Origin of the sequence: Pseudomonas sp. RW3S2, assembly GCF_014268955.1 — a bacterium.
GTDB lineage: Bacteria > Pseudomonadota > Gammaproteobacteria > Pseudomonadales > Pseudomonadaceae > Aquipseudomonas > Aquipseudomonas wayambapalatensis.
This window is the reverse complement of sequence record NZ_JABWRM010000003.1, coordinates 347,832-360,846: the sequence shown is the minus strand read 5'-3', so window position 1 is coordinate 360,846 and position 13,015 is coordinate 347,832. Positions and strand designations below refer to the sequence as shown.

At 55.4% G+C, this 13,015-nt stretch carries 8 protein-coding genes, 1 other RNA gene and 1 pseudogene; 6 read left to right on the top strand and 4 right to left on the bottom strand.

Annotation, left to right across the window (positions count from 1 at the left end):
• Positions 1 to 131 precede the first annotated feature (131 nt).
• The 6 genes from zipA to HU748_RS06765 all read left to right on the top strand — a co-directional run bounded on the left by zipA (position 132) and on the right by HU748_RS06765 (position 6,904).
• Positions 132 to 1,016 carry a cell division protein ZipA gene (gene zipA / locus HU748_RS06790; RefSeq protein ID WP_054893632.1) on the top strand — a complete coding sequence of 295 codons (885 nt, stop codon included), beginning with the start codon at positions 132 to 134 and terminating at the stop codon, positions 1,014 to 1,016.
• Between the two features lie 247 nt (positions 1,017 to 1,263).
• Complete coding sequence (gene ligA / locus HU748_RS06785) at positions 1,264 to 3,594, top strand: NAD-dependent DNA ligase LigA (protein ID WP_186719788.1); 2,331 nt, start codon at positions 1,264 to 1,266, stop codon at positions 3,592 to 3,594.
• Positions 3,595 to 3,831: 237 nt separating this feature from the next.
• An RNA gene (ffs, locus tag HU748_RS06780) (signal recognition particle sRNA small type) lies at positions 3,832 to 3,928 on the top strand.
• A gap of 240 nt (positions 3,929 to 4,168) precedes the next feature.
• On the top strand, positions 4,169 to 5,002 hold the full coding sequence (locus HU748_RS06775) for a hypothetical protein (protein ID WP_186719786.1): 834 nt from the start codon (positions 4,169 to 4,171) through the stop codon (positions 5,000 to 5,002).
• Between the two features lie 460 nt (positions 5,003 to 5,462).
• Complete coding sequence (locus tag HU748_RS06770; protein ID WP_186719784.1) at positions 5,463 to 5,717, top strand: hypothetical protein; 255 nt, start codon at positions 5,463 to 5,465, stop codon at positions 5,715 to 5,717.
• Positions 5,718 to 5,791: 74 nt separating this feature from the next.
• Positions 5,792 to 6,904: a reverse transcriptase family protein gene (locus tag HU748_RS06765; protein WP_186719782.1), complete on the top strand. Its 1,113-nt coding sequence runs from the start codon at positions 5,792 to 5,794 to the stop codon at positions 6,902 to 6,904.
• Between the two features lie 915 nt (positions 6,905 to 7,819).
• On the opposite strand, the pseudogene HU748_RS06760 reads toward HU748_RS06765, so the two are convergent.
• The 4 genes and pseudogenes from HU748_RS06760 to HU748_RS06745 all read right to left on the bottom strand — a co-directional run.
• A pseudogene (locus HU748_RS06760) lies at positions 7,820 to 8,422 on the bottom strand (recombinase family protein); the annotation flags it as partial.
• Positions 8,423 to 8,659: 237 nt separating this feature from the next.
• On the bottom strand, positions 8,660 to 9,808 hold the full coding sequence (locus tag HU748_RS06755) for an HNH endonuclease (protein ID WP_186719778.1): 1,149 nt from the start codon (positions 9,806 to 9,808) through the stop codon (positions 8,660 to 8,662).
• Between the two features lie 423 nt (positions 9,809 to 10,231).
• A complete protein-coding gene (locus HU748_RS06750; protein WP_084212844.1) occupies positions 10,232 to 10,462 on the bottom strand; it encodes a helix-turn-helix transcriptional regulator in 231 nt (76 codons plus the stop codon).
• Between the two features lie 1,319 nt (positions 10,463 to 11,781).
• A complete protein-coding gene (locus tag HU748_RS06745; RefSeq protein WP_186719776.1) occupies positions 11,782 to 12,594 on the bottom strand; it encodes a hypothetical protein in 813 nt (270 codons plus the stop codon).
• Positions 12,595 to 13,015: the final 421 nt, after the last annotated feature.

Here is a 13,015-nt window from a genome sequence, read left to right as displayed (position 1 = left end):
GTCGTGCTAGCTTAATGTCACTCGTTTTTTGCGTGGGTAAAACGCCTGTCAGAACATAGAGTTGGCGCCACGTGTTAAAGGGCTTTGAAGCCTTTGTTTTCAAGCATATTTTTATAGAGGCACGGGATTACATGGAAATCGGTCTGCGCGAGTGGCTGATCGTCATCGGCATCATTGTCATCGCCGGTATTCTTTTCGACGGCTGGCGCCGCATGCGCGGCGGCAAGGGCAAGTTGAAGTTCCGCCTGGATCGTAGCTATTCCAACCTCCCGGACGACGAGGGCAGTGCCGAGGTGCTTGGCCCTGCGCGCGTCCTGGACACGCACAAAGAGCCGGAGCTGGACGAAACCGACCTGCCGTCGATGAGCGCCCCGGCCCGGGAACGCGAGCGCGAGCCAAAGCCGGCCAAGGCGCCCAAGCGTGGCAAGCGTGCTGCTGCCGAGTCGCAGCAGGGCGACCTGAATCTGGTCGCTGAACCGCGCGAGCCGGACCTGTTCGCCGACAGCGATGACGACTTCAGTGCCGACAACAACCGCAACAGCGGTTTCGCCACGAGCAACAACGCCGCCAAGGAGTTGCCTCCGGTCGAAGAGGTGCTGGTGATCAGCGTCATCTCCCGTGACGAAGGTGGCTTCAAGGGCCCGGCGTTGCTGCAGAACATCCTGGAAAGCGGCCTGCGTTTCGGCGAGATGGACATTTTCCACCGCCACGAAAGCATGGCCGGTCACGGCGAGGTGCTGTTCTCCATGGCCAACGCGGTCAAGCCAGGCATATTCGACCTGGATGACATCGACCATTTCAGCACCCGTGCGGTCAGCTTCTTCCTTGGCCTGCCCGGCCCGCGTCATCCGAAGCAGGCCTTCGACGTGATGGTTGCCGCCGCGCGCAAGCTGGCCCATGAGCTCGACGGTGAGCTCAAGGATGACCAGCGCAGCGTACTGACCGCGCAGACCATCGAGCACTACCGCCAGCGTATCGTCGAGTTCGAGCGCCGTGCGCTGACCCAGAAGCGCTGATAGATCCAGACTCAAGAGCAGCCCATGGGGATTGCTGGTCGGTTCGGCAGATGTCGTTGCCTGTGCCGGCCCCATTGCCGGACAAGCCGTACGCCGCACCGCCGCTCCCACAGATACACGATTGTCTGTGGGGGCGGCGGTGCGGCGTACGGCTTGTCCGGTGATGAGGTCAGTACATGCTGAACAGCATCCCGATCCGCGCCGGCATCACCCAGGCTGCTCTTTTGCTTTGCAAGAGACCTGAAAGATGAACGCCGAAAACCGAATCCACGAACTGCGCGCCGAACTCGACCAGCACAACTATCGCTACTACGTGCTGGACGAGCCCAGTGTGCCCGACGCCGAATACGACCGGCTGTTCAACGAACTCAAGGCCCTGGAAGCCGAGAACCCACACCTGATCACCCCCGACTCGCCCACTCAGCGTGTCGGCGGTGCAGCCCTGGCCGCCTTTACCCAGGTGCGCCACGAGATCCCCATGCTCAGCCTGGGCAACGCCTTCGAAGAGGCTGACTTGCGCGAATTCGGACGGCGTGTGGTCGAAGGGCTCGACCAGGCCGAGGCGGTCGACTACAGCTGCGAGCCCAAGCTCGATGGCCTGGCGGTGAGCCTGTTGTACCGCAACGGCCAGCTGGTGCAAGGCGCCACCCGTGGCGACGGCACGACCGGCGAAGACATCAGCACCAACGTGCGCACCATCCGCAACGTCCCGTTGAAGCTGCATGGCAGCGGCTGGCCCGAAGTGCTCGAAGTGCGTGGCGAGGTGTACATGAGCAAGGCGGGTTTCGAACGCCTCAATGCCGCTCAGGCCGAAGTCGGCGGCAAGACCTTTGCCAACCCGCGCAACGCTGCCGCTGGCAGCCTGCGTCAACTCGACTCGAAGATCACCGCCAGCCGCCCGCTGGAATTCTGCTGCTACGGTATCGGCCAGACTTCGGCGAGTGTCGGCGACAGCCATATCGGCATCCTCGAGCAGCTCAAGGTCTGGGGCATGCCGATCAGCCCTGAGCTCAAGCACGCCGCCGGCATCGAAGAATGCCTGGCCTACTACCAGGACATCGGCGCCCGCCGCAACGCGCTGCCCTACGAGATCGACGGCGTGGTGTTCAAGGTCAACAGCCTGGCGGCGCAGCGCGAGCTGGGTTTCCGTGCGCGTGAGCCGCGCTGGGCCATCGCCCACAAGTTCCCGGCCATGGAAGAGCTCACCGAGGTGCTGGACGTCGAGTTCCAGGTCGGCCGTACCGGCGCGGTCACTCCGGTCGCCCGTCTCAAGCCGGTCAAGGTGGCCGGGGTGACCGTATCCAACGCCACCCTGCACAACATGGACGAGATCGCCCGCCTGGGCCTGCGCATCGGCGACACGGTGATCATCCGCCGTGCCGGTGATGTGATCCCGCAGGTGATGCAGGTAGTGCTCGAGCGTCGCCCCGATGACGCCCGCCCGGTCGAAGTGCCGAGCGCCTGCCCGGTGTGCGGCTCGCAGGTCGAGCGCACCCAGTTGGTCAAGCGCAGCAAGGGCAAGGAAACCACCAGCGAAGGGGCGGTGTATCGCTGCGTCGGCCGTCTGGCCTGTGGCGCCCAGCTCAAGCAGGCGATCATTCACTATGTGTCCCGCCGGGCGATGGATATCGACGGTCTTGGCGAGAAGAGCGTCGAGCAGTTGGTCGACGAGGGGCTGATCGGTTCGCCGGCAGACCTGTACAAGCTCCAGTTCGAGCAGATCGTCGACCTGGAGGGCTTCGCCGAGGTCTCCAGCCGCAAGCTGCTCGAAGCCATCGAGGCGAGCAAGCGCCCGCCGCTCGCGCGCTTCATCTTCGCCCTGGGCATCCCCGATGTGGGCGAGGAGACCGCCAAGGTCCTGGCTCGCTCCCTGGGTAGCCTGGAGCGGGTGCAGGTGGCACTGCCGCAGGTGCTGACCTACCTGCCGGACATCGGCCTTGAAGTCGCCTACGAGATCCACAATTTCTTCGAGGATGCGCACAACCGCCAGGTCATCCAGCAACTGCTCGACAGCGGCATGCAGTTGCAGGACCAAGGCGAGTTGGCGGCGGAGTTCGCCGCCAGCACCACCCTCGCCGGGATGATCGCCAAGCTCGACATCCCCTCGGTCGGCCCGACCGGCGCCGAGAAGCTGGTGGACAAGCTCGGCACCCTCGACAAGATCATCGCCGCCGACGGCATCGACCTGCGCCAGGCCCTGAACACCAAGCAGGCCGATGCCGTGCGCGAGTTCTTCAAGGTCGAGGCCAACCAGCAACTCGCCCGCGCCATCGAAGCCCAGCTCGAAGCGTTCGGCATGCACTGGCACAGCGAGAAGAAAACCACCGAGGGCCTGCCCCTGGCCGGTCAGACCTGGGTGCTGACCGGCACCCTGGAGCGCATGAGCCGCGACATCGCCAAGGACAAGCTGGAAAGCCTCGGCGCCAAGGTGGCGGGCTCCGTGTCCGGCAAGACCCACTGCGTGGTGGCAGGTCCGGGGGCGGGGTCGAAGCTGGCCAAGGCCAGTGAGCTGGGGGTCAAGGTGCTGGACGAAGAGGCCTTCGTCGCCTTCCTGGCGGGGCAGGGCATCACGGTCTGATGTTGCCTGCCCTGGCCTCATCGCGGGACGAGCCCGCTCCCACAGGATAAATGTATAGGCGCACCTGTGGGAGCGGGCTCGTCCCGCGATGAGGCCGGCACAAATTCCCGAGAACCTCATCCCTGGCGGACAAGTCCTTGAGAAATGATGGTTTTTTTGCCGTCAAAGGTTGTAACTTCCCCCCGTAACGGTACAATGGCGCGGCTCGTCACCTGATGAGCTGCGTTATGGTGGCCCCACCGGTCCCCCCGCATTGATTACCCGTTAACCTGGTCAGGCCCGGAAGGGAGCAGCCACAGCGGGAACATCGAGTGCCGGGGTGTGGCTGGTGGGGCTGCCTCCATTACGCAAGTCCTTGATTCTAAAGGACTTTTCTCTCTCAAAATCTCGAAGTGGACCAGTGCCGTAGTACACCTGAGTGGTGCACTGCAAGCGGCATGTTAGCTTGCTCCTGTCTTTTCTCCAACTACCTCCCTTCCCCAAGCTCCCGTACCGACATCGGCAGAAGCACTTTGCTGGCTGCTAGCCATTGGAGGCCAGTATTATCGTCTGAACCTTCTGGTGAGGTAGGAAGATGAGCAACCGTGAGAAGATGACCTGGCAACAGTTCGCAGACGAGTATCAGCCTCCGTCAGAGGCCGCTTGGATCAATGATTTCGCTATCAGGTGCTTCAGAGATACTGGTGACGGCGACTACATCACTGCACGGCTCGCTTTGAGAGCTGGCCTGCCAAGCCAGGCAATCTGGTCGGGATTGCAGGCGATCGAGAAGTATCTTAAGTGTATTTTGCTTCTTGGTAGGGTTAGCTCGAAGGGGGTTGGGCACAAGATTGCTGAAGGCTTGAGGTTGGTAAACGACCGTTTGAAGTACAGCATTCTTCTGCCCGACCAAGAACAGGCTGTTTTCAACCATCTTGCAGAGTCCGAAGGTGACCGATACCTAGTGGCGTCCCTCTACCTTTGCCACCACGAATTAACTGACCTAGACGCATTGGTATGGCGGCTCCGCCAATACTGCGCTGTGCTTAATGTTGAGCACTACAACGACCCACCATCTCAAGAGGTGTTGTCAAGGAGTCTTGAGAGGATTGGCGAGCAATTGAAAGGGCCGCCTGAAGGGGGATATCTCGAACGAGGTTTCCTCGAACAGGTCTTGTCCAATGCGAATCACTCTGCTCACGACGGCCTTGTGTGGCGTAACGCGATGTTTGGCGGTAGGCAGCCATTCAGTAGCTCTTCCGGCGCTTTCAATTTTGTAGCTACCAACTCGCCGTTGTTTTTAAATCCGCAGATTGTGAAAGCAGTGGATGAGCTGGTCTACCTACCTAAGGGGGCTCGAAAAGCATTTGAGCGCCTAGCACTAGAGAGGGCAGGGGAGTCTCAACCCGGCAGACCTAACAAGTCTTGATGGCAGATTGACATTTCTTGTTGTCAAGAGAGTCGGCAAACAGGTATAAGGAAGATGCTGGGCGTACCGTCCAGGTGCTCTTTAAACATGGTCAAATTCTCTGGGCTTGCAGTTGGTGGTTGGGAAACCAACCAGCTTTGATGTTCGTCAAGGCTACCTCTCCGCACGACCCGTCACTGTGTGCTGCGAATTGCGTCACGGCTAAACGAGGTGCTCTTTGCGTCCCCTAAGGTTCGGACCATTACGGTTCGACCAATGCGGTGATGTCTTTGAGCGCTTACGAGAAGCTGAGCGCTGAGTGTTTGCGGCTGAGCGGTGACGAAATGTGGCGGCGACGGCTTGCCGATCTTGACTTGTCAAGATCGACAAGCAGAACTGTGGTTTGTAGTGGTGTCTTGGTAGTTCCATTCGGCCCGGAATGCTTTGGCGGCGGCAATTTCGCCGGCCAGGAGCTACAACCATGTTGCGTTCAAAGAAAGCGGCTAGTCCTCGGACAGAGCTGCAAAAGCACGATAACCAAGACACCCGCGTTACAGTTGACAATCAGGACTCAAAGAAACAAAGAGGAAAGGGCAATCGTATCAAACGCCTCCGTGAGGTTATCGAGGCTTTTGTGATTCGCCAAATCCTTCTGGATGTCTGGGAGAACCGGCTGGAGTACTGGGAGCTTGTCTGTGATAAAGCGGTCAAGCTCATTGAGGTGTTAACCTCATGACGCAGCAAACCACATCATTCGAATTGTGAAGGGCCGGTATCTGTATCGGCCCTTTTTCGTTTCAGGGATGGAAGATGGACGCTCCCGTTTATCCGTTTAAGCCAATCCATAGTGTCAGGGCGTTGGCTCTTGCTCTTGGCGAGAGCGAGCAGTTACTTGAGAGGCTCGCCGCTCGTGCGGATCGTATGTATCGCCATGTGCCCCAAGAAAAGAAAGGGAAGCCGGGCGAGACGCGAGACACCTACGATGCCCACGAACCGCTCAAGAGAGTACAGCGCAAACTCGTAGACAGGCTATTGTCAAAAGCGGTCTTCCCGGCTTACCTTCACGGTGGTATCAAGGATCGTAAATCTCCGAGAAGCATCCATAGCAATGCCGCCGTGCATGCAGGATCAAAGTACCTTATTCTTCAAGACATCCAGAACTTCTACCCTTCGATATCGATACATCAGGTCGATACCTTATTTCGTCAGCTTTTCGGATTCGGTAGGTCTGTAGCATCCCTGCTGTCGTCTATATGCACGCGTGAGGGTAGTACACCACAAGGCGCCAGTACCAGCGGCTACATTGCCAACCTATTATTCTGGGATGTAGAGCCGAAGGTCGTGAAAGACTTGATGGCGCGTGGCTTTCAGTACTCCCGCTTCGCTGACGACATCACCATATCATGCCGTCGTGAGCCGTTGCCGGATGAGCTAACAGATATCGTTTCAACCATCACTGGAATGCTGGCGTCCAAAGGGTGTCGTCAGAAGCGTGCGAAGCTTCATGTGCGAGTTCGTGGCCAGGGCATAGAAACGGATAACGCTACCTTCCAGCCGGTTACAGTGACGGGATTGAGCGTGTTCAACACCACCCCAGGGCTGACCAAGTTGGAGCGTAAACGTATACGCTCAGCCGTTCGGCAGCTTGAATTAATGAGCGAAGCCGGTGGTGTTTGGCTTGATCTTGAGCCGATTTACAACCGTGCGATGGGGCGAGTAGGCAGACTTTTGGCTTGCGGTCATGCAGATGGAGAAGCATTTAAAGCGCGTCTCAATGCCGTAAAGCTGTCACATCAGGCGCCATTACTTGATCGGTATAAGCTCGCAATCGTTGGCTTGCTTGACACTACCACCGTGATAGTCGGAGACGGGGCGCGCTTTTCCTATTCAGCGGAGCGAGATGGGCCTCTACCTTGGGAGTGACGGCTGGCGCCCTGAAGAACTCGTATTTCACCGATCCGCAAGTCATCGACTACGGAGATGGCGGGAACAGCTATAAGCTCGTGACTACTATGCGGAAGGGCCGGGGCGCAGGGGCGGAATCAAGTGTATTCGCGCTTACCATCATGGAATTCAAAGAGGGGCAGCGAAAGCCGTTCATTTACCTCAGCGACGCCTACCCAGACCTTGGGTGATGCGAGCATTTCTGAAGGGGGCTGCTTTTTTTCAAAGTACCTGTCCCTTATATTTTCCGGTCGAGCCTTCGCCCGCTGCCAAGTAACATGAATGTATCCGGGCGGGAATATAATCGGGTAAATTGGTGAGAAGGGACCAAGTGTGGCTCGGTGCCTAACCCCTAGCCCGAACTGCAATCGGCCAGCTATGCGAAATGCAGAAATATTATGGGCATGAATAAGCCGTCCGAAGGCGGCTAGTCACGAAGGCGGTCGATTACTGCGGATATCGCGTCGGCATTGACGTCCAATGTTTGTAAGCAGGCCATGGTGTTGTCGTGGACGTTAACGGACCCACGCTGGCGTACCCAGGTGCTTAATTCTTCTAGCCCAGCCCTTAAGGCAATCTGGTTTAGGTGCAGCAGCTGCAAGGCATCCGCTATTGCCGCGTCCCGGTCTTCCATGTTGGCACTCACGCTAAAGAGGCAGATACCTCAGCGTAGAGGCTTAGAGCGTCTTGCTCCAGTGGTTTTTGATTTCGACCCCTTTACTCCTTGAGCAGTTGTCCGGCCTTCTCTAGGGCCTCTTTCTTGTCCATCCATGACTGATAATCCGCCTCTGTGAGGTCATGGCCATTAGGCATGCTGGATTGCTCAATCTTCTCATCGAGGATTGCGTATTCCTTCTTGAATGCCTCATGGGCCGCATCCAGTGCATTCAACTGCCTAACCTTCTGTACCGTCGTGGTGCTGCACTTCAACAACTCAGCCACCTTCCGGATGCTCTTTCCATCTGCCAGTAGTTCACTAACCCTCTTGTGCAGGTCAAGGTTAGCCGGACGACCTTTGTACGCACCGTCCGCCTTGGCTTTATCGATGCCCTGGGCCTGGCGGCGGCGACGGTCTTCGTAATCTTTGCGAGCCACCACAGCGAGTATGTCGAGCAACATACCGTTCACTGCCGCGATCATACCTTTGGTGAAGTCGTCCATTCCGTCAGTGGCCTTCAAGGCCGCGTGGCTTGTGCTCAGGTCTAGCGACACTACAGTCACCTTCTTTGCCGCGATCTTCGCTTTCAGCAACGCCCAATCATCCTGGCTGAGCCTGGAGAGTCGATCTACACCTTCGATCAACAGCACGTCACCTTCGTGGCTATCGTCCAGGAGACGGAACAACTGGGGGCGGTCGAGTTTGGCGCCGCTGGCGTTCTCGATATAGAAAGCCGCGATCCTATGGCCTCGCTCGGCAGCGAAGTCGATCAACGATTGCTTGGCTCGCGTTGCGTCTTGTTCGGAAGTCGAAGCTCGAAGGTAGGCCCGGATGAACATGGTGGGTGCTCTGTGTCAGTTTGGGTGTGTCATATGCTAGTGTGTCACGTAGGGTTCGTAAAGCCATTTAATGACACAGTTTTGAAGGCACTTAAAGCCGTGTTTGCATGTAGCACCTCAAGCACACCCATAGTGGTACATCATGCTTATGGGAGAACTGAGTCAGACAGCATCTGCTGTTAATCTTTCGCACGATTGACGGTCCCGCAGCCTCCGTGCAATCAGGACCGATTTTGATTAAGTCCGCTTTGCGCGTTCAACAATTGATGCGAGCTGTGGGTTCTCCTTAATGCCTGCGATGTGCGCTAAGTAGTCAGGTAGCTCCAACACAACCCCGGCATTTATAGGGCGAGCTAGAATGACAATTTTACCATCACCAATTTTTTCGATGTCTTCCTCCGATAGCAGCGCTTCATGTGCACATAAGACTGTCGAATTCAGAATTGAATTTATGTTCAGATTTACCGCGACGCCTTCAGAAGTTCGTATTAAGGCAATCGTGACTGCATTCGGTATGCCGATGATAGCGGATAGCTGTGGGTCGCGTTCGCCGCCGAATAAAGAACGCCCAAGCACTGAGGGGGTGCTCTGCCCATTTCTGAACCAAAGGCCATTATGTAACTCAACGCCATAATCGGTATAGAGAGTCTTGGGTCCAAATAGGCAGTATCCAATGCCTATTGCAATTTTGCTAAGGAATCGATGGTCGAAATCTCGGGACATCGTCACTCTTATTTCACGCATCGGCATGTCATTCGATTTGTTCTTAAAGAAATCGAATCGTGCTAAATCCACTTCGTCGGCAGTAGCAAAGCCTATGTCCGCCGGGTCTGCTCCTTCGACAATGGTTCCTAATAGCTTTTTGACTTTTCGCCCTTTGAAAGCCTGCTCAAAAGAGAGCCAGGTTTTAAGCAAGTCCTTATGGCTTTGTTCAGAGAACAGAAAATACGCCCGGGTTTCGACAGTCTTCATCGTACGGGGATTGCCACCTACATACGAGGCCATTTTGTCATCGTGTGGGCGTATCCAGAATACCTGTTCGCCGTGTGGGCCTAACCAAAGCTCACAAACATGCTCATCAGGGGCGTCCGGTGGCAGAAGATCACAGATGCCCATACAGACTAACGATACACCTGCTGGGTTGGCAGGGTCATAATAAGCATCGGAGGAATTGCGGAGCCAGTTTGATACAGCCCAGTTTTTCTCGAATGCGGCATCTACAAAAAGACCTAGGTTGCTGTTGCAGCGTTTACAAACATCGCGGGTTTTCAACCAATCAGGCGCGTGAGCCCCGCCCAAAAACTGCGGTATGACGTGCTCCAGCGTTGAATCCGCTTCGGCTTGCTCCGACTGGCAGTAAAAACAATATCCCATCTTCGCTTCCATTCTGTGGCTTGGTAGGGACGGTATGATACTGCGCATTCACCCCGGACTGTCTAGGGCCGCAGAAGACGAGTTCAGCGGGTGAGTCGGCATTGGACGCCATATCTATTCCTATGTGCAAGGTGTCTTTCCCAGTTCGACATAGCGTTAAGGTGTGAAAAGGGGCGACTGGAGGAGATCGGGCAGCGTAGTGATCACAGCTTTTCCTCGCGCTAGTGCTAACGGTTTGTGTCATCTGTAAATAGTTTCATTAATCTCAAGTGATTAATGCTTTAAAAGCCACTTCGGCTTAACCTCGAGGTCCTCTATTCCAACATTCACGCGGGTTGGAGAAAAAGACATTGATTTTGATGGCGTAATGAGGGTTAGTTGTCGATTGGCAACTGATTAGAAAAAAAGCGCATCACGCTGTGGCTTAGTTCTGACTCACATTCCTTCGAACAGAGCAGCGATGCTCACGCCCAGAGCGTCAGCCAGCACCTTGATGGCATTAATGGACGGATTCGCCCCTCCTGTCTCGATGCGGGACATATACGTCCTAGCGAAGCCACACCGATCAGCGAATGCCTCCTGGCTCATGCCCATAGCAACACGCAGCTCCCTGACTCGGGTGCCAAACTGGTGCTGAAGCGCTGGGGAGGGAGGTGGTGCAGGCATTCCCTCATGGTCAGCGGATGTGCTCTAATCGGACACACACTAATCGTGACATTCGTTTGAGGCGCAGCCCTCGCGAGTGCCTAAGGATCGAGTCGATGACCGAGTTAGCCTCAAATTCCCCTGCATCCCATGACTCCGTGTGCTTCACGCCTGAAGCCATGAGGTGCGTCCTTAAGCTGGTGCTTTCACACCGTTCATGTGGTGCAATCCTTCTTGCCCTTTGGTCGAACGTAGGAGAGGGCGGAGTAGTGCGGGTATCACAGGCTGCTATCGCCCATGAGTGCGACGTTACCCTCCGTAAGCTCACCAAGGAACTTGCCCACCTTGTGGATGGGGGCTGGATCGAGTTAGTAAACGTGAGCATCGAGCCGGGCGGTTCGCTTGAGTGCGTCATTAGCCCTCTTGTTCTTCAGACGATCAGGCCCTAAGAACGAGTTTGAGTGTGCCGTAGCGGCTGGGCAGAGTTGTCACTCTTGGCTGCTGGTTGTTGTCTGATTGAACTAGAGGTGGGTGGTGATGCACTGCACCATCTTGCAGTTGGTGCACTTCGAGTGCCTGCGACGTGATAGTTTCAGAGGCGGGGGCAGAGGTGAAAGCCCCCGATCAACTCGGTTTTAACGGTAGAGCTAGATGTAACGTACCGTTACTGGATAACGTCGTGCACGATGATTGTAGAGTTAGAAGCAAGATGAAGAGCGCGGAGGGGCAGTACAGCCCCTTCTCTCTCCTGCAATCCTAGAGTCACTACCTTGCCTCACGGCATGTTTGAAGCAGGGGGCAGGGCAGAAAAGCCCTGTAGCCTTTGATTCGAACTGTACCAATTCATTGTGACGTTCCGTCACGCTGTAGTTACTTTTCCACTTGCCAGCAAGGTTAAAAGCAAGATCAAGAGCGGGGTGGTGCTGCATACCCTCCACCCCCGCTTAAAGAGTTCATACTGCATAGAGTTAATACTAAGCCTGTCGGCTTGATCCTGTGCGGTGGGGAGGGGCGGAAAGCTCCCCACTAACCTAGCTGCTTATGCATTCGAGGGCGTAACGTAACCGTTACTCAGGCGATAGTTCTTGGAGTGCAAGCTCAGAGTCGATATCTAGAGTTGGGGGAAGGGTTTTGTCCTTATCTTCCTTGCTTCATAGAGGTGTTACTCGTGCATCAGGCACCATTCGTTCTGCTGTGGCGTCTGCGCCACAGTTGCCAACTATCTATGAATTACATCTTGCAGTACGTGTCTGGAAATCGCCTCATACACTTAGTATGGTCCGCGCATTTTCTCATTTTTCAGACAGATAAGAATTGTTCGCATCTGCACGGTGACTGGATCAGAGCAGCCATCCCTTTCGCTCAGCGTAGTCGAGGAAGTGATCAACTCCTGAGGGCTCACGGAAACACTTGGGCTTCTCGGATTTCTCGGGAGTAGCTCCATTGTCGGCTAGTGGGAGGTCGGGGTTTCCTTCAAGTTCGCCAATGATGATGGTAGTTCTTCTGAGCAGATTTTCAATCGGCTCGTTATCATAGCCTTTGATCGCTAGTTTGATCAGGTGGCGTTCGACGGAGTAGTATTGCTTTCTGCGGGCAAGTTGAGCACTTTCGCTGCTCTCTTCTATCCGGGTGCCGTGCAATGTCATGTACTCAGACACGTACTCGCCAATCCTGCTTTGCAAGTCCGTGGCTGCACTCATTAGAAAGTTATTACTCATGCGTGGTGCTTTTTCGTCAATCCAGTCCATTACGAAGATTACGTTGCAGTCCTCTTCAATGGCGCGTTTACGAACTTTTTCCTTCACGCGTGTAATTGTGTCGCTATTGAATTTGCTTCGGTACGTGCCAGTGGACGTATCCCACTCAGTGCCGTACTCCTCGTGCAAAATGTTCTTCAGCTCGTAGTCCCGGATGCCTTGCTTTCGGCGGGCTAGCAGGAAGACCCTCTCGGTTGCTCTGGCAAGTGGGGTAGGGATTCTGGTTACTTTCTTCGGAGGCTTCTTGCCCTTAGGAATGTCTGCTATTAGGGCTTTGATCCGCCTTTCTGGTACGCCAGTCGCTTCATGCATTTTGTCGATCGCCATGCCTTCTTTGCGTAGCTCAATGACTTTGTGTTCTGCTGGAGTTACTGGGGTGGTGCTAGAGTTTTTCATGATTCATCCTTGAATTGGTTGTTGATCGTATCGCTGGCCCCCTCTGTTCCGGTGGTTTTTTTCGGAACTTCCCCGTTTTCAGGCAGCACAAGTCCCGCTCTGCTCAGTGGCCTATTGGCTTGAACAAGCGAGGTGGTGGTTTGAGGGGGGTGTTGCAGGAGGTCACTGGATCTGATCGGTGGAAAATAATACAGTTTTTTTTGTGAAAAGTCAAGCGGAAAGTGTACTGGGAAGTTGGCTTAAGTGCTTTTAGTTTGTTGTGCAGTAGTTGTTATGCTGTAATAAAAGTTTCTATGCATAAAGTGCGGTATTTGTCATACTGCAGTTAATGTTTTTGTTGTTGAAGTCTTTTGATTGAGTTTCCGATTTGTCTGGGATGTTCGGCGTGCAAAGAATGTTTTCCCGTATTGCAACCATCAAT